The sequence below is a fragment of the Streptomyces sp. NPDC028991 genome, assembly GCF_055564775.1.
Map to the genome: position 1 here is coordinate 173,629 of NZ_JBVHVP010000013.1, position 16,796 is coordinate 190,424.

The 16,796-nt window shown below is 72.8% G+C and carries 17 protein-coding genes and 1 pseudogene; 11 read left to right on the top strand and 7 right to left on the bottom strand.

Annotated elements, in window-relative coordinates:
- Positions 1–121 precede the first annotated feature (121 nt).
- Positions 122–1,843 carry an aa3-type cytochrome oxidase subunit I gene (gene ctaD / locus ACZ4V1_RS24470; RefSeq protein WP_468339572.1) on the top strand — a complete coding sequence of 574 codons (1,722 nt, stop codon included), beginning with the start codon at positions 122–124 and terminating at the stop codon, positions 1,841–1,843.
- Between the two features lie 6 nt (positions 1,844–1,849).
- Here the strand turns inward: ctaD and ACZ4V1_RS24475 are convergent, their stop codons facing one another.
- From ACZ4V1_RS24475 to ACZ4V1_RS24485, 3 genes are all read right to left on the bottom strand, one after another.
- On the bottom strand, positions 1,850–3,091 hold the full coding sequence (locus ACZ4V1_RS24475; RefSeq protein WP_468339574.1) for a cytochrome P450: 1,242 nt from the start codon (positions 3,089–3,091) through the stop codon (positions 1,850–1,852).
- A gap of 80 nt (positions 3,092–3,171) precedes the next feature.
- Positions 3,172–3,789 (bottom strand): hypothetical protein, encoded by a 618-nt coding sequence (locus tag ACZ4V1_RS24480; protein ID WP_468339576.1) that lies wholly within the window; start codon positions 3,787–3,789, stop codon positions 3,172–3,174.
- Positions 3,790–3,878: 89 nt separating this feature from the next.
- Positions 3,879–4,292: an SRPBCC family protein gene (locus ACZ4V1_RS24485; RefSeq protein WP_468339578.1), complete on the bottom strand. Its 414-nt coding sequence runs from the start codon at positions 4,290–4,292 to the stop codon at positions 3,879–3,881.
- 188 nt (positions 4,293–4,480) lie between these two features.
- On the opposite strand from ACZ4V1_RS24485, the gene ACZ4V1_RS24490 reads away from it, so the two are divergent.
- The gene (locus ACZ4V1_RS24490) at positions 4,481–5,665 is read left to right on the top strand and encodes a PP2C family protein-serine/threonine phosphatase (RefSeq protein ID WP_468339580.1); all 1,185 of its coding nucleotides are present in this window, start codon (positions 4,481–4,483) and stop codon (positions 5,663–5,665) included.
- Positions 5,644–5,838, top strand: a pseudogene (locus ACZ4V1_RS24495) (IS481 family transposase); the annotation flags it as partial. The gene ACZ4V1_RS24490 and the pseudogene ACZ4V1_RS24495, both read left to right, overlap by 22 nt.
- A gap of 4 nt (positions 5,839–5,842) precedes the next feature.
- Here the strand turns inward: ACZ4V1_RS24495 and ACZ4V1_RS24500 are convergent.
- Positions 5,843–6,154, bottom strand: coding sequence for a hypothetical protein (locus tag ACZ4V1_RS24500; protein WP_468339582.1), 312 nt, complete (start codon positions 6,152–6,154; stop codon positions 5,843–5,845).
- A gap of 145 nt (positions 6,155–6,299) precedes the next feature.
- On the opposite strand from ACZ4V1_RS24500, the gene ACZ4V1_RS24505 reads away from it, so the two are divergent.
- From ACZ4V1_RS24505 to ACZ4V1_RS24515, 3 genes are read left to right on the top strand one after another with little or no spacing between them, the layout of a single operon-like run.
- On the top strand, positions 6,300–7,010 hold the full coding sequence (locus tag ACZ4V1_RS24505) for a nucleotidyltransferase family protein (protein WP_468339583.1): 711 nt from the start codon (positions 6,300–6,302) through the stop codon (positions 7,008–7,010).
- Positions 7,007–7,303 (top strand): BON domain-containing protein, encoded by a 297-nt coding sequence (locus tag ACZ4V1_RS24510; protein ID WP_468339585.1) that lies wholly within the window; start codon positions 7,007–7,009, stop codon positions 7,301–7,303. The genes ACZ4V1_RS24505 and ACZ4V1_RS24510 overlap by 4 nt, the downstream gene beginning before the upstream one ends.
- On the top strand, positions 7,303–8,028 hold the full coding sequence (locus ACZ4V1_RS24515) for a metallophosphoesterase family protein (RefSeq protein WP_468339587.1): 726 nt from the start codon (positions 7,303–7,305) through the stop codon (positions 8,026–8,028). Before ACZ4V1_RS24510 ends, ACZ4V1_RS24515 begins: the two co-directional genes overlap by 1 nt.
- Positions 8,029–8,043: 15 nt before the next feature.
- Here ACZ4V1_RS24515 and ACZ4V1_RS24520 read toward each other — a convergent pair whose 3' ends face one another.
- Positions 8,044–8,682 carry a GNAT family N-acetyltransferase gene (locus tag ACZ4V1_RS24520; RefSeq protein ID WP_468339589.1) on the bottom strand — a complete coding sequence of 213 codons (639 nt, stop codon included), beginning with the start codon at positions 8,680–8,682 and terminating at the stop codon, positions 8,044–8,046.
- 109 nt (positions 8,683–8,791) lie between these two features.
- On the opposite strand from ACZ4V1_RS24520, the gene ACZ4V1_RS24525 reads away from it, so the two are divergent.
- The 4 genes from ACZ4V1_RS24525 to ACZ4V1_RS24540 all read left to right on the top strand — a co-directional run bounded on the left by ACZ4V1_RS24525 (position 8,792) and on the right by ACZ4V1_RS24540 (position 13,103).
- A complete protein-coding gene (locus tag ACZ4V1_RS24525) occupies positions 8,792–11,281 on the top strand; it encodes a molybdopterin oxidoreductase family protein (RefSeq protein ID WP_468339591.1) in 2,490 nt (829 codons plus the stop codon).
- Positions 11,278–11,769 carry a hypothetical protein gene (locus ACZ4V1_RS24530; RefSeq protein WP_468339593.1) on the top strand — a complete coding sequence of 164 codons (492 nt, stop codon included), beginning with the start codon at positions 11,278–11,280 and terminating at the stop codon, positions 11,767–11,769. The genes ACZ4V1_RS24525 and ACZ4V1_RS24530 overlap by 4 nt, the downstream gene beginning before the upstream one ends.
- A gap of 148 nt (positions 11,770–11,917) precedes the next feature.
- Positions 11,918–12,451, top strand: coding sequence for a DoxX family membrane protein (locus ACZ4V1_RS24535; RefSeq protein WP_468339595.1), 534 nt, complete (start codon positions 11,918–11,920; stop codon positions 12,449–12,451).
- A gap of 88 nt (positions 12,452–12,539) precedes the next feature.
- On the top strand, positions 12,540–13,103 hold the full coding sequence (locus ACZ4V1_RS24540; RefSeq protein WP_468339597.1) for a hemerythrin domain-containing protein: 564 nt from the start codon (positions 12,540–12,542) through the stop codon (positions 13,101–13,103).
- 175 nt (positions 13,104–13,278) lie between these two features.
- Here the strand turns inward: ACZ4V1_RS24540 and ACZ4V1_RS24545 are convergent, their stop codons facing one another.
- Entirely contained in the window at positions 13,279–14,289 is a 1,011-nt protein-coding gene (locus tag ACZ4V1_RS24545; protein WP_468339599.1) for an NAD-dependent epimerase/dehydratase family protein, read from the bottom strand.
- A 524-nt stretch (positions 14,290–14,813) separates the two neighbouring features.
- Between ACZ4V1_RS24545 and ACZ4V1_RS24550 the strand changes: the two genes are divergently transcribed.
- Entirely contained in the window at positions 14,814–16,058 is a 1,245-nt protein-coding gene (locus tag ACZ4V1_RS24550) for an MFS transporter (RefSeq protein WP_468339601.1), read from the top strand.
- Between the two features lie 12 nt (positions 16,059–16,070).
- Here ACZ4V1_RS24550 and ACZ4V1_RS24555 read toward each other — a convergent pair whose 3' ends face one another.
- Positions 16,071–16,598 (bottom strand): hypothetical protein, encoded by a 528-nt coding sequence (locus ACZ4V1_RS24555; protein WP_468339603.1) that lies wholly within the window; start codon positions 16,596–16,598, stop codon positions 16,071–16,073.
- Between the last annotated feature and the right edge of the window lie 198 nt (positions 16,599–16,796).

The following is a 16,796-nucleotide window of genomic DNA, read 5'->3' on the forward strand; positions in this document are numbered from 1 at the left end:
GCGTCCCTCCGAGGTGCCGACGCACCCGGACGGATAGAAACGATCAGCCAATCGGCCCTACCCGGGTGGGCGCGTGACGTGGCGTCGGCGCAGGCGGCCGGGCGTCGGCTGCTCTGGGCGGATGGCGACACAGACCGAACCGACCGTGCCGGCCCCGGCGGCGGAACACCGCGGCAAGGGGCGGGTGGTCGTCTCCTGGCTGACCACGACCGATCACAAGCGCATCGGTCACCTCTACCTCATCACGTCGTTCGGCTTCTTCCTGATCGCCGGGGTGCTGGCGATGCTCATCCGGATGGAGCTGGCCCGGCCGGGTCTCCAGATGCTCTCCAACGAGCAGTACAACCAGGCCTTCACGATGCACGGCACGATCATGCTGCTGCTGTTCGCGACCCCGACCTTCGCCGGGTTCGCCAACGCCGTCATGCCGTTGCAGATCGGCGCGCCCGACGTGGCCTTCCCGCGGCTGAACATGCTGGCGTACTGGCTGTTCCTCTTCGGCGGTCTGATCGTCCTCGGCGGCTTCCTCACCCCGCAGGGCGCCGCCGACTTCGGCTGGACCGCCTACACACCGCTCAGCGGCCCGCTCCGTGCCCCCTATCTCGGCGGGGATCTGTGGATCATGGGGCTGGCGCTGTCCGGGTTCGGCACCATCCTGGGGTCGGTCAACTTCATCACCACGATCGTCTGCATGCGCGCCCCGGGCCTGACGATCTTCCGAATGCCGATCTTCGTCTGGAACGTACTGCTGACCTCGGTCCTGGTGCTGCTCGCGTTCCCGGTGCTGGCGGCGGCGCTGCTGGTGCTGGAGGCGGACCGGCACTTCGGCGCGCACGTGTTCGACGCCGGGAACGGCGGGGCGATCCTGTGGCAGCACCTGTTCTGGTTCTTCGGCCATCCGGAGGTGTACATCCTGGCGCTGCCGTTCTTCGGGGTGATCACCGAGATCATCCCGGTCTTCGCCCGTAAGCCGATCTTCGGTTACATGGGACTGGTGGGGGCCACCATCGCCATCGCCGGGCTGTCCGCCACGGTCTGGGCGCACCACATGTTCGCCACCGGTGCCGTACTGCTGCCCTTCTTCTCGTTCCTGACGTATCTCATCGCCGTACCCACCGGGGTGAAGTTCTTCAACTGGATCGGCACGATGTGGAAGGGGTCGCTGTCCTTCGAGCCGCCGATGCTGTGGGCGGCCGGCTTCCTGGTGACGTTCCTGTTCGGAGGGCTGACGGGGGTGATCCTCGGCTCGCCGCCGCTGGACTGGCACGTCACCGACTCGTACTTCGTGGTGGCGCACTTCCACTACGTCCTGTTCGGCACGATCGTGTTCGCGATGTTCGGCGGATTCAGCTTCTGGTGGCCGAAGATGACGGGCCGCATGCTCGACCACCGCCTGGAGAAGGTGCACTTCTGGACGCTGTTCGCCGGTTTCCACACCACCTTCCTGGTGCAGCACTGGCTCGGCGTCGAGGGCATGCCGCGCCGGTACGCCGACTATCTGGCCGCCGACGGCTTCACGGCCCTCAACACCCTGTCCTCCATCGGCGCGTTCCTGCTGGGCCTGTCCACGCTGCCGTTCCTGTACAACGTGTGGAAGACCGCCAGGTACGGGCGGCCGGTCGAGGTCGACGACCCCTGGGGGTACGGGCGCTCACTGGAGTGGGCCACGTCCTGTCCCCCGCCCCGCCACAACTTCCGCGAACTGCCGCGGGTGCGCTCCGAGTCGCCGGCCTTCGACCTGCACCATCCCGGCCTCGCCCGGCTCGACCAGGCGGAGCAGACCGGGCGGCGCGACGCGGTGGAGCCGGACGAGGGACACAAGGGCGGCGACCGTACGTCCTGACGCGCGTCAGGGCGCGCGTACGCCGGTGACGGCGAAGCCGCTGCGCGGGCGGGCCGGGACGCGGCGCAGCGGGATGCGCAGGTCCTGCTCGGGGACCGTGTACTCCAGGCGGGCCAGCCGCACCGCCAGGGCCTCCAGCAGGCCGACGGTGACGCGTTCGCCGGGGCAGCGGTGCCCGGTGGCCGGGTCGCCGCCGCCCTGCGGGATCAGCTCGTCGGGGTCGGCGGGCCGGTCCAGGAAGCGCTCCGGCCGGAAGGTGTAGGGGTCGCCCCAGAGTGTCTCGTCGTGGTTCTGGCCGTAGACGTCGAGCAGCAGGATCCCGCCGACCGGGACGGACTCGCCGTGCCAGGTCAGCTCCGAGACGGTCCGGCCGCCGAGGAACGGGGCGAACGGGTAGAACCGCCGGACCTCGTGCGCGAACGCCGTCGCGAACGCGCCGTCACCGGCGCGCAGCCGCTCCCGATGGGCCGGCCACCGGTGCAGGGCGTGGGCGGCGAAGGCCACGAACCAGCTCACGGCGGCCGTGGGGCGCAGTACGTTCAGCAGTTCCACCGCCGCCGTCCCGGCCTCCAGCGGCTCGTCGGGCTCGTCGTGGTGCCGGGCGACCCGTTCGAGCACCGAGTCCGCGGGGGCGGAGACCTTACCGGACCGTACGTCCTCGATCAGGCGCGCCATGCGGGCCTCCTGCCGGGCGCGGGCCCGGCGGGCCCGCAGATGACGGGGCCCGAGGGCCGCGAAGCCGTCGACCATGGCGATCAGATCCCGCGCCAGCGGCTCCGCGTCGACGGCCTCCTCGGGGAGTCCGGCCCACCGGCAGGCTCCGCGGGTGAGCACCACGCCCGCCTCGTCGAACAGCACGACGCGGGGGCGTCGGCTCCAGGAGCGCACGGCCTCGTCCCAGGCCGTGGTGACGGACTCGGCGAGACCGGCGACGCGGTGCGGGTCGAGCAGTGGCAGGAACAGTTCCTTGCGGGCGCGGTGGGCGTCCGCGTCGAGGGTGTGGACGGCGCCCTGTCCGAAGAGGGTGTCCAGCACGGGAGCGGGGATGGCTCCGTGCCGGTGGACGTGACCCTCGTCGTAGAAGAAGCGCACGGCCTCCGGGCCGCGCACGGCCAGCGCGGGCTTGCCGAGCAGTCGGGTGCGCACCACGGAGTCGGTGCTTTCGCGCATGCGGTTGGGCAGCCAGGCGTACCCCTGGGTCAGCAGGGGCAGCGTGCGGTCCATCAGCGGGCGGCGGTGTGCGTCCATGGCCGGTGAGTGCCCCGGTGCGCCGCGCGGACACCCGGGCCCGTGCGGCGGCCGGGGCACGACCCGGCCGCCGCGGCCGTTCAGTACAGCTTGCCGACGGCCGTGACCGTGGTGGCCTTGAAGTCGGCCACCCGAGCGTGTGCGAAGGTGCCCATCTGGCCCCACTGCACGACCGTCACGGCCCTGCCGTCCCTGCCCACGGAGAACAGGCCGATGTCGGAGGCGCCCCACTCGGCGGCCGTGTGGACGCCGTAGACGTGGGCGCCCTCCTCGACGTTCACGCGGCCGTAGTACCGCTGCGTGGCGGTGATGTCGGGGTACCGCTCCATCACCTTCCGCGCGCAGCCGGCGAGGTCCTCGCGCAGCAGGGCGGCGAACTGCCTGGCCCGCTGGGTGCTGCGCTCGACGACCGTGACCTGGAGGGCGCCGGTGTCGTACTCGGTCCAGTACCGGCGGTGGGAGGCGGTGGACGGCAGGGCCTCGCCCACGCACATCGGCAGCGGGTCCGGCTGACCTGCGGTGACCGTTCCGGCGTACCAGTCGGAGGTGGGGTGCGGCGGCAGTTCGGCCGGTTCCAGGTAGGCGGGCGGGCCGGACTCGGGCGGCGTCGCGGTCGCCGGGACGGCGGCCACGGCGACCGCGGCACCGGCCGCCAGCGCGGTCACGGCGGCGCGGAGCCCTCGGGCACGGATGTACATGTTTCCCCCATGTCGGTCTGTCGGTGTCGCTGTCGGTTCGGTGAAGCTTTTCCTTTACGACACGACACGACCCTCATGGGTTGCCCCCGTCAGCCGGCCGCGTTGTCGGTGCGCATCCTCACCTGCTCCTCCAGCCGCCGCAGGCTGCTGTCGAGGGCGTCGGCCACCGCGGGCTGCCCGGGGTCGTGGCCCTCGTCGAAGAACGACAGGTGCACCGTCACCTCACTGGCCCCGCTGCCGAGTCCGGCGACCTGGAGCCAGCCGGCGTAGCTGCCCTGGTCGCGAGTGCCCCATTCGAGCCGCATCTGCTCGGGCCGGGCGCTCAGCAGTGCGGAGGTGTCCTGGTCGGTGCGGTCCTCGTGCACGGTGACGGCGGGCGGGTCCTCCAGCTCCACGTGCAGGTCCCGGGGCAGCCAGGTGTCCAGCCGGCCGACGTTCGCGGCCTGGTCGAAGACCTGCTCGGGCCGGGCGGGCATGGTGCGGGAACGCTCGTACTCGGTCATGTGGCACCACTCCTGTGCGCTCGGTGTCGTACGACTGCGCTCGGTGTCGTACGACGTGACGCGTGCCCTTCCTGCCCGGTCCGAAGCGCTCCGCGGGTGATCCGCTCGACGGGCGGGGCGGGGCACCGGGTGCCAGACTGCTGCGCAGTGCGCCCCGTCACGACGGTTCATCGACGAGGGGAGACGAGGTGTCGACGTCAGAGGCGAGCGAGGCGCTGCTGCAGGAGTTCCTCGCCGATCCGGCCCATCTGACGCTGGACCTGGCCACCGCGGTGGCCAGGTGCGCCAAGGCGCTGGATCTCCAGCACGCGGTGGTCTACCTCGTCGACCTGCAGCAACGGCATCTCGTACCGCAGACCGACGTGGCGTCGGCCATCCCCGTGGACGGCTCGCTCGCGGGCTGGGCCTACCGGACTCAGGCGCTGCGCGTGGAGGAGTCCGACACCGGCGGCGTAACGGCGTGGCTGCCCCTGCTGGACGGTGCGGAGCGGCTCGGGGTACTGGCGGTGCACTCGTCGGCGCTGACCTCCGCCACTCTGGTCCGGGGCCGGGCGCTGGCCTCGCTGCTGGCCATGATGATCACCTCGAAGCGGGCCTTCGAGGACTCCTTCGTCCGGCACACCCGCACCGAGCCGATGCATCTCCCCTCCGAGATGCTGCGTGCCTTCCTGCCCCCGCGCACCATCGGCAACGCCCAGGTGGTGTCGACGGCCGTCCTCGAACCGGCCTACGAGCTGGGCGGCGACGCCTTCGACCACTCGCTCACCCAGACGACGCTGCACGTCTCGGTCATCGACTCCATGGGGCACGACCTCGCCTCCGGACTGACCAGCGCGGTGGCGCTGGCCGCCTGCCGCAACGCCCGGCGCAACGGGGCCGAACTGCCCGCCCTCGTGGCGTGCGTCGACGACGCGCTGGCCCGCTGGCTGCCGGACCAGTACTGCACCGCGATCCTCGCCCAGCTGGAGTTCGAGACCGGTCTGCTGCGCTGGAGCAACTGCGGCCACCCGGCGCCGCTGCTCATCCGGGGTGAGCAGTTGATCGTCGACGCCCTGGAGCGGGAAGCCGACCCTCCGATGGGCGTGCCGGCGAGCCTTTCCCCCGACCCGCGCCGGTTGCACGAGATGAGGCTGGAGCCCGGTGACCGGGTGCTGATGTACACCGACGGGGTCACCGAGGCGCGTACCCGTGAGGAGAAGCTGTTCGGGCTCGAACGGTTCGCGGACTACGTCATCCGGGCCACGGCCGGCGGCGAGCTGGCCCCGGAGACGCTGCGGCGCCTGATCCACTCGATTCTGGACTCGCAGGCCGGCGGTCAGCTGCGGGACGACGCGACGATCCTGATGTTCGAATGGCGGCCGCCGGTCTGCTGACGCGGCGGCACCGCGGCGGCCGGCCCGTCAGGGCCTGCCTGCGGCCCCACACCAGCGACGCCGAAGGAACAGCAGCCCCGGCGGACTTCCCGCACACCTGAAACCACCACCGCTGCCACACCGCACTCGGCGGCCGCCCACCGGTCAGCCGCGTGAACGACCCTGCGGGTCGTACCCCTAGACCCCGTGTCCCCGCGCACGCAGCCAGTCGTGCACGGCGTCCTTGTCCGACGGAGTGATCCGGACGGGTCCCTCCACATAAGGGCCCTCGTCCTCCGTGAAACCGGTGTCCGTGACCCTCGCCGTGACCCAGGTGGCCAGGTCCTGGGCGGCCGGCTCGGACAGGGCACCCCGTTCCCAGCCGGAGCGGGCCTCGTGTGCCGCGGCGCGGTCGTGGTCTTCGGTCTCCGCCAGCCAGGCCGCCACCAGCCGTTCCACCGTGCGGCGCTCCTCGGGACCGGTCCGCTGTTGCCCGTGCTCGTCGTTCATGCCGCCCGAGTGCCCACCATGGCCGGAACACCTCACCTCGATGACGACCTCGTCGTGTCGGCGGTAGCGCGCCGGGTACCCGAAAGCCCAGGGGAGGGCCGGTCGGGTCCGCCCCGGCAGGCGACGGCCCGGAAAGGGGACAGCAATGACGCAGCACGCCGACGACCGCGCTCTCGACCAGCGCGCCGGCGTTTCCGAGCTCCGTCTGGCAGCGGGGGACCCGGAACCGGTCCCCCCGAACGACGCACGCCACGAGGATCTCCCCCTCGACCGCAACCAGGCGATCCTCCAGGCGGCCAAGCAGGTGGGCTCGATCCTGAAGAAGAAGGAGCACCCCTTCGCGCTGGCCGGCAGCGTGGCCGTGTACGCGCACGGCGGCACCCAGAACCTCCAGCACGACGTCGACTTCTGCATCCGGCCCGACGACGCGGAGGCCGTCGCCGCGACTCTGCGGGAGGCGGGCCTGGCGGTGTACACGCCGCCCGAGGACTGGCTGCTGAAGGCGAACTGCCTGGGCCAGCAGGTGGACCTCATCTTCGAGCTCGCGCACGAGCCCGTCACCACACAGCTGCTGGCCCGGGCCCAGGATCTCTCGGTCGACTCCGTGCTCATGCCGGTCCTGTCGCCGACCGATCTGCTGCGCGGCCTGCTGGCCGCCTTCTCGGAGCACCACTGCGACTTCGGGGCGGTGCTGCCGATCGCCCGCACGCTGCGGGAGAAGATCGACTGGGACGAGCTGCGCCGCGACTGCGGGGACGCCCCGATGCCCGCCGCGTTCTTCTACATCCTCGAACGGCTGGAGATCATCTCGCCGGCCGGTACCCCGGCCGGTTCCCCGAAGGAGGAGCGGCGATGAGCGACCCCGTCGCACACCAGGGCCCCGCGGCGAGCGACACCGCGGCCGCGGCCGGGAACGTCGAGTACCGCGTGGCCCACCTGCACGACCGGCTCGCCGCGGAGGAGCTCGGCGAGCTCGGCGTACGGGCGGAGATCCGGGCCGGCGCGATCGTGATCACCGGCACGGTGCCCTCGGCGCAGTGCCGCGAGACGCTGCTGCGAATCGCCCACGAGGAACTGGCCGGGCTCACCGTGCACACCGACGTCGTGGTGGCGGAGACGGCCGGCCCCGACCATGCGGAGGAGCTGTGATGATCCGCGTCGCCGCCGTCGGAGACATCCACATGGGGCTGGACAGCCAGGGACTGCTGCGACCCGCCTTCGAGACCCTGCCCGACTGTGCCGACCTGCTGCTGCTCGCCGGGGACCTCACCCGGCACGGCACGCCGGAGGAGGCGCGCGTGGTGGCCCGGGAGGTACGCGACCTGGCGGTGCCGGTGGTGGCCGTCCTCGGCAACCACGACCACCACGACGAGCAGCCCGAGAAGGTCGCCGCCCTGCTCCGGGACGCCGGCGTGAGGGTCCTGGAGGGCGAGGGGACGGTCGTGGAGTGCGCCGGGACCCGGGTGGGGATCGCCGGGACCAAGGGGTTCGGCGGCGGTTTCGTCGGGCGCAGTGCCGGAGAGTTCGGCGAGCCGGTCATGAAGGAGTTCGTCCGCACCACGCGCCGCTCGGCGGACAGCCTGCACGCCGCGCTGAAGGAGCTGGACGAGGAGGGCTGCGCGGCCCGGGTGGCGCTGACCCACTTCTCCCCCGTCGCCGACACTCTCGCCGGGGAGCCGCTGGAGATCCACCCGTTCCTCGGCAGCTATCTGCTGGCGGAGGCGATCGACACGGCCGGCGCGGACCTCGCGGTGCACGGCCACGCCCACCTGGGCTCGGAGCACGGGATGACGGCGGGCGGCGTCCGGGTGCGCAACGTGGCCCAGCCCGTCATCCGCCGGGCCTTCAACGTCTACCGGCTGGGCGTGGGCTGACCACCGCCCGCCGGGTCAGGCCGGGCCGCCGTCCCGCGTCGTACGCCCGAGGCAGGTGACGTCCGCGAGGTCCAGGCCCGCCGCCTCGATCACGTGGAACCCCATACGGTCGTAGAAGGCCCTGGCCGGCGTGTTGGCCGTCGCCATGACCAGATGGACGGCCGGTACGCCGCGCTCCCGCAGCGCCCGCCAGAACGTGCGCATCAGCTCCCGGCCGTGTCCGCGGCCCTGCCACTCGGGCAGCAGGTCGATGTGCAGATGCGCCGGGTACGCGGCCAGTTCGGGGACGACCATCCGTTCCGGGTCGTGCAGCAGTCCCGCCATGACCTCGTCCGGGGTGCCGGGCGGGCCGTCCGGTGCCGGGTAGCGGTCCGCGACCCTCGGCAGCCACTTGGCGCGGAACTCCTCCGCGAAGCGCGGGGTGTCCGACGTGCCGAGGATGTAGCCGACCGCCCGGCCCCGCCCGTCGTCCAGTACGAAAGCGAGATCCGGGTCCAGGTGGACGTAGGGCGCGGCGAAGACGGCGGGCAGGACGGCGGGGTCGGCGTACCCGGGCCGGGCATCCTGGCCGTTGTGCGCGGTGCGGATGCAGATGTCGTCGAGGGCCGGGGCGTCGGCGGAACGGTACGGGCGTACGGCGGCAGTCGTGGTCACCGCAGCATCCTGCCCGGCTGGGAGCGCTCCCACAAGTGGTCCGCTTCGGTCCGAGGCACCCGGGTACCCGGCGGCCGGCAGTGGCACGGAACCTGGCGGGAGGCCGGCGATGGAGGACACGGCGGACCGGATCGCGCAGCCGTGGGGCGGCAGGGCGCCCTACGGACGGCACGAGACCTGGCCGGCCCGGGTGGACACGTTCCTCGCGGACGGGGTGGAGCCCGAGGCGGTGCAGCGATGGGTTCAGTCGGCGTCGATCCTGCACTCCGACGGCGACGCCATGGACATCGCGGTGGCCGACGGCCGGATGGTGGGCGTGCGTGGCCGGGACGTGGACCGGGTCAACCGGGGCCGCCTCGGCCCCAAGGACCTGTTCGGGTGGCAGGCGAACGCCTCCCGGGACCGGCTGACCCGGCCGCTGGTGCGGCGGGACGGGCGGCTGGTGGAGACGGACTGGGACACGGCGATGGACCTGGTCGCCGACCGCTCCCGCGAACTGCTGGACGAGCGCGGGCCGGGCTCGATCGGCTTCTACACCTCCGGCCAGCTGTTCCTCGAGGAGTACTACACGCTCGCGGTCCTCGCCCGGGCCGGGATCGGCACCAACCACCTCGACGGCAACACCCGGCTGTGCACGGCCACGGCCGCGGAGGCGCTGAAGGAGACCTTCGGCTGCGACGGGCAGCCCGGCAGCTACGACGACTTCGACCACGCCGACGTGGTCGCGCTGTTCGGCCACAACATCGCCGAGACGCAGCCCGTGCAGTGGATGCGGCTGCTGGACCGCATGGAGGGTGCCGACCCGCCGCGACTGCTGTGCGTGGACCCCCGCCCCACCCGGGTCGCCCGGCACGCCGCCGTGCACCTCGCGCCCCGGGGCGGCACCAACGTGGCCCTGCTCAACGCGCTGCTGCACGAGACGATCCGGCACGAGAGGATCGACCGCGACTTCATCGACGCGCACACCGTCGGCTTCGAGGAGCTGGCCGAGCGGGTGGCCGACTGCACGCCCGAGTGGGCCGCGGACATCTGCGACGTCCCCGCCGCCCGGATCGAGGAGGCGGCCGAACTCGTCGGCACCACCGACGCGTTGGTCTCCACGGTCCTCCAGGGCGTCTACCAGTCCCACCAGGCCACGGCCGCCGCGGTGCAGATCAACAACCTGCACCTGATCCGGGGCATGCTGGGGCGCCCGGGGGCCGGCCTGCTCCAGATGAACGGCCAGCCCACCGCGCAGAACACGCGCGAGTGCGGCGCCAACGGCGACCTGCCGGGCTTCCGCAACTGGCAGAACGACTCCCACGTCGCCGACCTCGCGCGGGTGTGGAACGTCGAGCCGGAGAAGATCCCGCACTACGCGCCGCCCACACACGCGATGCAGATGTACCGGTACGCCGAGCAGGGCTCGATCCGGATGCTGTGGATCAGCGGCACCAATCCCGCCGTCTCGCTGCCCGAACTCTCCCGGATCCGCTCGATCCTGGCGCAGGAGCGGCTGTTCACGGTGGTGCAGGACCTGTTCCTCACGGAGACGGCGCAGTTGGCCGACGTGGTGCTGCCGGCCGCGACCTGGGGCGAGAAGACCGGTGCGCTCACCAACGCGGACCGCACGGTGCACCTGTCCCGGAAGGCGGTCGAACCGCCCGGCGAGGCCAAGCCCGACCTGGACATCTTCCTGGACTACGCGCGGCGGATGGACTTCCGCGACAAGGACGGCGGCCCGCTGATCACCTGGGACGGCCCCGAGTCGGCGTTCGAGGCGTGGAAGCGGTGCAGCGCGGGCCGCCCCTGCGACTACACCGGCCTGTCCTACGCCAGACTGCGCGACACCAGCGGCATCCAGTGGCCCTGCGGCGAGGAGTCGCCCGAGGGCACCGCGCGCCTCTACACCGACGGCATCGGCTGGGCCCACCCGGACCTGTGCGAGAGCTACGGAAAGGACCTGGAGACCGGGGCGTCCAACGAGGTCGTGGAGTACCGCTCCCTCAACCCCGACGGCAAGGCGATGCTGAAGGCCGCCGCCTACCGGCCGCCGCACGAGGAGCCGGACGAGGAGTACCCGTTCCAGCTCACCACGGGCCGGACGATCTACCACTTCCACACCCGTACCAAGACCGGGCGGGCACCCCAGCTCGACGCCGCCGCTCCCGACGTGTGGGTGGAGATGTCCACCGCGGACGCGGACCGGCTCGGCCTCGGCGAGGGCGACCTGGTCGACGTGAGGAGCGAACGCGGTTCCCTGCGAGGGCGGCTGCGGGTGACCGGCATCCGGCCGGGCCTGCTCTTCGTACCGTTCCACTACGGCTACTGGGACACCGAGGACGGGTCGGGGCCGGGTCCGGACACGCCCGGGCGGGCGGCGAACGAGACGACCGTCACCGACTGGGACCCGGCGTCCAAGCAGCCGCTGTTCAAGACGGCCACGGCCGCCGTCACCCTCGTGGAGCGCGGCGACGGCGGGCCGTCCCCGGCGCCGACCACCACCGCCTCGGCACCCGCCACCGCCGGCGCCGCCCGGCCCACCGCGGGCGGACCGGCGGCGCACACGACGCAGACGCCGGCGGAGTTCCCGCACGGCCGTGAGGAAGGCGCCCAGTGAACGGCATCACCCTGACCCTGCGCACGCTGCACCGTGGCGAACGGCACCTGTCGCACGACCTGGTGACCGTCGCCGAGCGGCACCGTACCGAGCACGAGGTCCATCACGTCGCCACCGACCTCGCCCTCTGGTCCCGCGAACACGTCCGGCGGCTGGCGGAGGTCGCCGCGCGCCACGACGTGAAGCTGGGCGACCCGCCGGACCACTCCCCGGACGGCGCCTTCGCGACGCTGCGGAAGAAGGCGGCGGAGGCGGTGGTGCACCGTCCCGAGCCGGGTCTGCTGCTCCTGCGCCACCTGCGGGAGCTGCACGTCGCCGCCGCGGAGAACTCGCTGCACTGGGAGATGCTCGCCCAGGCGGCCCAGGCGGCCGGAGACAGCGAGCTGCTGGAGCTGGCCTCCGCCTGCCACCCGCAGACGCTGCGCCAGATGCGCTGGACCAACACCATGATCAAGAACTTGTCGCCGCAGCTCCTCACCAGCCTGTGACCTGCGCACCAACCGCGCGACGCGGTGCCGACGCGCGCCGACAGCGCGCCGACCGCCGAATGGCGCCGCCCGGTCCGGGCACCTGATGATCCCAGTAGGCACCACACGATGGTCCTCCGGAACCCACGGAAAGAAGCGAGAGAGCCTCATGAGTCTTTTGCGTATGGCCGGCCGCCCGATGCTCGCCTCGATGTTCGTCGCGGGCGGTCTGCACTCCCTGCGCCGCCCCTCGGACGTGGCCCCGGCGGCGGAACCGGTCGTGCGGCCGGTGGCCGACCGCGTGGCGGTGCTGCCGGACGACACCGAACAACTCGTACGGCTCAACGGCGCCGTCCACGTGGTGGGCGGGGTCCTCCTCGGGCTCGGCCGCTGTCCACGGCTGGCCGCGCTGGCCCTCGCGGCGAGCCTGGTCCCCACCACGCTGGCGGCGCACCGCTACTGGGAGGCGGAGGACCCGTCCGACCGTGCCCAGCAGCGCATCCACTTCCTGAAGAACCTGTCCATGATGGGCGGCCTGCTGATCGCGGCCGACGACACCGGCGGTGCCCCCTCGATGCTGTGGCGCGGACGCCACGCGGCCCGAGGACTGCGGCACGACGCCCACTTGGTGCGCCGTTCGGTCCGGGCCACGGCACGTCCCGCGGCGACGGCGGGCGGCGTGCGGGCCAGGCTGGGCAGCTGAATTCGGCGTTAGCCCAATGAGTGTGGGGGGACCCGACGCTCGTGGCGGGTCTGTCCCACGACCGCCACGACCTTGCTGGAGGTGAAACATGGGACACGGAGGAAACGTCATCGACGAGCTGACGACCGATCACCGTGAGGTCGAGGAGCTCTTCGGCAAGATCGAGGCGCTGCCGTCCGGTCACAAGGACCGCAAGCTCTACGCCGATCAGGCGACGATCGAGCTGATCCGGCACTCGGTGGCAGAGGAGGCGTATCTCTACCCGGCCGTCCGTGAGCACGTGGCGAACGGGGGTGCCCTCGCGGACAAGGAGCTCGAGGACCACGCCGAGGCCGAGCAGATCATGAAGGACCTGGAGGGCTGCGCGTCGGACGACGCCGAGTTCGACCGGTTGATCGGCAAGCTGATGAGCGAGATCCGCGAGCACGTCGCCGACGAGGAGGGCAACCTCTTCCCGAGGCTCCGCGAGGCGTGCCCCGCGGACGCCCTGGACCAGTTGGGCGACAAGGTCCGCCAGGCGAAGAAGACGGCTCCGACGCGTCCGCACCCGTCCGCGCCGGACAAGCCCCCGATGAACAAGCTCCTGGCGCCCGGTGCGGGCATGGTCGACCGGGTGCGGGACGCGATGTCGGGGCGGGGCAAGCCCGACTGAGCACGCCCGTCCGCATCCCGTGTGAGGGGCCCGTCGCCGTGGCGACGGGCCCCTCACACGCACCGCCCCTCACACGCACCGCCCCTCACACGCACCGCCCCTCACACGCACCGCCCCTCACACGCACCGCGACTCACACGCACCGCGGCGCGTGCGGAGTGTTCCTCTCCTCACATCACACCCACCACTCCCCCACCCGCCCGGTCGTCGCCGTCGGGACCGGATCGGGCCGCTCGCGGAGGGAGGCGACGGTGCGTTCCAGGCCGTCCTGCCAGGTGACGCTCGGCAGCCAGCCGAAGATCTCACGGGCGAAGCCGGTGACCGGCCGGGGTTCGGCGGGCAGGCCCCCCGTCCCGTCGACGAAGGCCAGCGGTGAGTCGGAGCCGGTCAGCTCGATCACCCGGCGGGCGATCTCCACGGCCGTGGGCTCCTGGTCGCCGCCGATGTCCACGGGCCGCACCGACCGGCCGGCCGCGACCAGCAGCACGCCGTCGACCATGTCGTCGACGTAGCACAGGGGGTGCGTCCGGCTGCCGTCTCCGGCCACGGTGACCGGCCGGCCCGCGAGGGCCTGCTCGATGAAGCGGGCCGGGATCCCTCCGACGTCCGTGCGCATGCCGGGCCCGTAGCCGGTGAACAGCCGGACGATCCCGGCGTTCGAGCCGTGGGTGGCCGCTTGCGCGGCGACCAGGGCCTCCGAGAACCGGACGGCCTCGGCACAGGCGCTGTGCGGACCGACCGGGTCGGCGCCGGACGGCGCGTCGGGCAGTACCGGCGGCGAGGAGGCGAGCAGAAATCTGGCGCCGTCCCGGTCCGCGACGGCCAGCGCGGCACGGGTGCCGAGGCTGCCCGCCTCCAGGATCTCCACGGGCCGGTCCGGCCAGGCGGCCGGGGACGCGGGGCCCGCCAGGTGCAGGACCAGGTCGTAGGGGCCGGTGAGGGCGTCCGGGCAGCCGGGTTCGGAGATGTCGCGTTCCAGGAAGCGGAAGCCCGGCCGGCCGGCCAGGTGGGCCACCTTCTCCGCCCGCCCCGTGGAGAGGTTGTCCAGGCAGTTGACTTCGACACCTGAATCGAGCAGGCGGGTGCACAGATGAGAGCCGAGGAACCCCGCGCCGCCGGTCACCAGGACACTGCCCCAGGGCGGACGGGCCTCCGCCCGCGGGCTGAACGCCGCCATCGGCATCATGAGGACGACCTCTCTTCCTCCGCGAAGCGCCTGACGGAGCGCTGACGAGCGTGCCCCGGGTGCCCCACCGAGTCGCTTTCATACCCTGACGTCTGCCGCGACCGCTTCGGCGGCGGCCCAGGCCGGCAGCCGAACGGCCGTCCCACTGTGGTCCCCGTCACGGCCGCCGGCCCGGCACGTGCGGCGCCGGGGGCTGTGATCAAGCCCACTCGGCTGGGCAAGTCCATTGCGCACAAGGGAGTTTGGGCAGTTTGGGCCGGGCGGGCCGAGTCCGAAGGCAGGCGTCGGCGATGACTCGCCGGTCCCTTCTGCCACGATGGTCGGCGCCGTCATCCGGCTCAGTGGAGTGGTCGCGCAACGCAGCCGGCCTTCTCGCTCCCTTCCCTTTCCCTTTCCGGGTCTCACGACTCGTCTTCGAGTGGCGCACTGTGTCTTCTTCCCCTGCCCCCGCCCCGCCGTCCCCGGCCTCGGCACCGCCCCCGTCCGCGTCCCGTTCGCCGTGGCGGTCCCTGAGATACCGCGGTATGCGCTGGTGGTCGGTCGCGAACTTCGTGTCGAACGCCGGTACGTGGATGCAGCTCACGGTGCAGAATCTGCTGGTCCTGCAGATCACCGGATCCGCCGCCGCGACGGGCCTGTCGATGTCGGTCCAGGCTGCGCCCGCGCTGCTGATCAGCGTGTTCGGCGGCGCGGCCGTCGACCGCTGGCCGCGGAAACTGACCGCCGCGGTCAGCCAGGCCCTGCTCGGCGCGGTCGCCTTCGTGACGGCGCTCATGGTGGCGCTGGACCGGCTCGACGTGACCTCCTTGATGGTGCTGGCCGCCGTCACCGGCGTCATCGCCACCGTCGACGGCCCGGCGTGTTCACTGCTGGGCAACGACCTCGTCCCGCCTCAGGACGTGCCCTCCGCGATCGGAGTGGGCGCGCTGGTCCACCAGGCGGGCCGGCTCACGGGCGCCGCGCTGGCCGGGGTGACGGTCGGTTTCCTCGGCACGGCCGCCGCCTACGCCGCCAACGGGCTGTCGTTCCTGTTCGTGGCCTCGGTCATCCCCTTCCTGCGGCCGGCTCGCGGGGCGGTCGAGCACGTCGCGGCCACGAAGCGCCGCGGTGCGGCGGACACCATGACGGTGCGGGAGGGACTGGCCTTCTTCGCGCGCCGTCCCCGGCTGCTGGCGCTGGCCGGTGTGACCGGGGTCAGCGCGGTCTTCGGGCGCAACTACCAGCTCACCCTGGCCGTGCTCGTCACCGGACCGCTCGCGGGCGGCGCCGGGTCGTTCGGCACGGTCTCCACCGTGCTGGCGGCCGGCGGCATCGTCGGCGCGGTCCTGGGCGCCCGGCTGCGCCGGCCCTCCGTACGGATCGTGGGTGCGCTGGCGGCGGCGGGCGGACTGCTGCAGGTGGTGGCCGGCCTGTCGCCGTCGCTGGCCGTCCTGCTGGTGATGGTGCTGCCGATGGCCGTGGTGGAGTCCGTGTCCGACACGGCGGGCACCGCGGTACTCCAGACCGACCCGCCCGCGCACATGCGGGGCCGGGTGCTCGGGGTGTGGGGCAGCATCGGCACGGTGTGGAGCCTCGGCGGTCCGCCGGCGCTCGGGCTGCTCATGGAGCTGGCCGGTGCCCGCGGCGCGCTCGTCACGGGCGGCCTGATCATCGCGGGCGGCATCGGCGCGGGGCACCTCCTGCGCCGGCGCCGGGTCACGGCGCCGGTTGCGGTGCGGGCCGGAGACGCGGATGTGCCCGGGCAGGCGGCGCTGGGCACGGCTGCCTGAACGGCGCCGGGATCAGGCGACGAGTGCCCGGCCGGGGTTCAGACGGGCGACGAGCTGGGCCCGGTGCAGTGCGGCGACGGGCGCGGCGAGGTCGGGGTGGCGCAGGAGCGTCGCTGCCCGCCGGTCCTGATCGTCGGGCGCGACCAGGCGGCGGAACTCCGCCGGCGTACCCGCCGCGGGGCCGCCGTCGGCCAGCGCCGCCACGGCCAGGGCGGCGAGTTCCGGGTCGGTCAGCAGGCAGGCCGCCCAGCTCGCCACGACCTCGTCCACCCAGGTCCGCCAGGCGTCCCCGTCCGGCTCCGCGGCCGTCGCACCGTCCGCGCCGGTGGTCCAGTCCAGCCGGGCTGAGCCTCCCGGGCCCGCCACGCCCAGCAGCGCCACGTCCATCGGGGTCGGGTAGCGCAGCCGGGCCGCGACCGTCACGGCCTGGCGCGCCTGCACCTCGCACAGGGCGCAGGCCAGCGCACCGCCGGACGCCGGATAGGCGCCGGTGAGCCACTGGGTGGTCGCCGCGATGACGGGGGAGAGATCTGCGTGCACTGCCGGGCCGTCCGAACCGCTCGTCGTGGGACAGGGAGTCTGGTCGTCGTGGAGGACACGGGGTCCGCGGAAACCGTAGCCCGGCGCCCCCGGCCCGGACCATGGCCCGGCGCTCGTCGGTGGCGTGGCCTCGGACACATCCCGGCGCAGACCGGGGGCCGGGACACAGGCGGCGGCACACGACGTGCATGCCCGCTC

Excerpts from the sequence above, each read along its gene's own strand:
- ACZ4V1_RS24550 (WP_468339601.1), top strand. The coding sequence starts at position 14,814 with ATGCGCTGGTGGTCGGTCGCGAACTTCGTGTCGAACGCCGGTACGTGG.
- ACZ4V1_RS24505 (WP_468339583.1), top strand. The coding sequence starts at position 6,300 with ATGACGCAGCACGCCGACGACCGCGCTCTCGACCAGCGCGCCGGCGTT.
- ACZ4V1_RS24510 (WP_468339585.1), top strand. The coding sequence starts at position 7,007 with ATGAGCGACCCCGTCGCACACCAGGGCCCCGCGGCGAGCGACACCGCG.
- ACZ4V1_RS24475 (WP_468339574.1), bottom strand. The coding sequence starts at position 3,091 with ATGGACGCACACCGCCGCCCGCTGATGGACCGCACGCTGCCCCTGCTG.
- ACZ4V1_RS24500 (WP_468339582.1), bottom strand. The coding sequence starts at position 6,154 with ATGAACGACGAGCACGGGCAACAGCGGACCGGTCCCGAGGAGCGCCGC.
- ACZ4V1_RS24540 (WP_468339597.1), top strand. The coding sequence starts at position 12,540 with ATGGGACACGGAGGAAACGTCATCGACGAGCTGACGACCGATCACCGT.
- ACZ4V1_RS24515 (WP_468339587.1), top strand. The coding sequence starts at position 7,303 with ATGATCCGCGTCGCCGCCGTCGGAGACATCCACATGGGGCTGGACAGC.
- ACZ4V1_RS24480 (WP_468339576.1), bottom strand. The coding sequence starts at position 3,789 with ATGTACATCCGTGCCCGAGGGCTCCGCGCCGCCGTGACCGCGCTGGCG.
- ACZ4V1_RS24485 (WP_468339578.1), bottom strand. The coding sequence starts at position 4,292 with ATGACCGAGTACGAGCGTTCCCGCACCATGCCCGCCCGGCCCGAGCAG.
- ACZ4V1_RS24525 (WP_468339591.1), top strand. The coding sequence starts at position 8,792 with ATGGAGGACACGGCGGACCGGATCGCGCAGCCGTGGGGCGGCAGGGCG.
- ACZ4V1_RS24545 (WP_468339599.1), bottom strand. The coding sequence starts at position 14,289 with ATGATGCCGATGGCGGCGTTCAGCCCGCGGGCGGAGGCCCGTCCGCCC.
- ACZ4V1_RS24535 (WP_468339595.1), top strand. The coding sequence starts at position 11,918 with ATGAGTCTTTTGCGTATGGCCGGCCGCCCGATGCTCGCCTCGATGTTC.
- ctaD (WP_468339572.1), top strand. The coding sequence starts at position 122 with ATGGCGACACAGACCGAACCGACCGTGCCGGCCCCGGCGGCGGAACAC.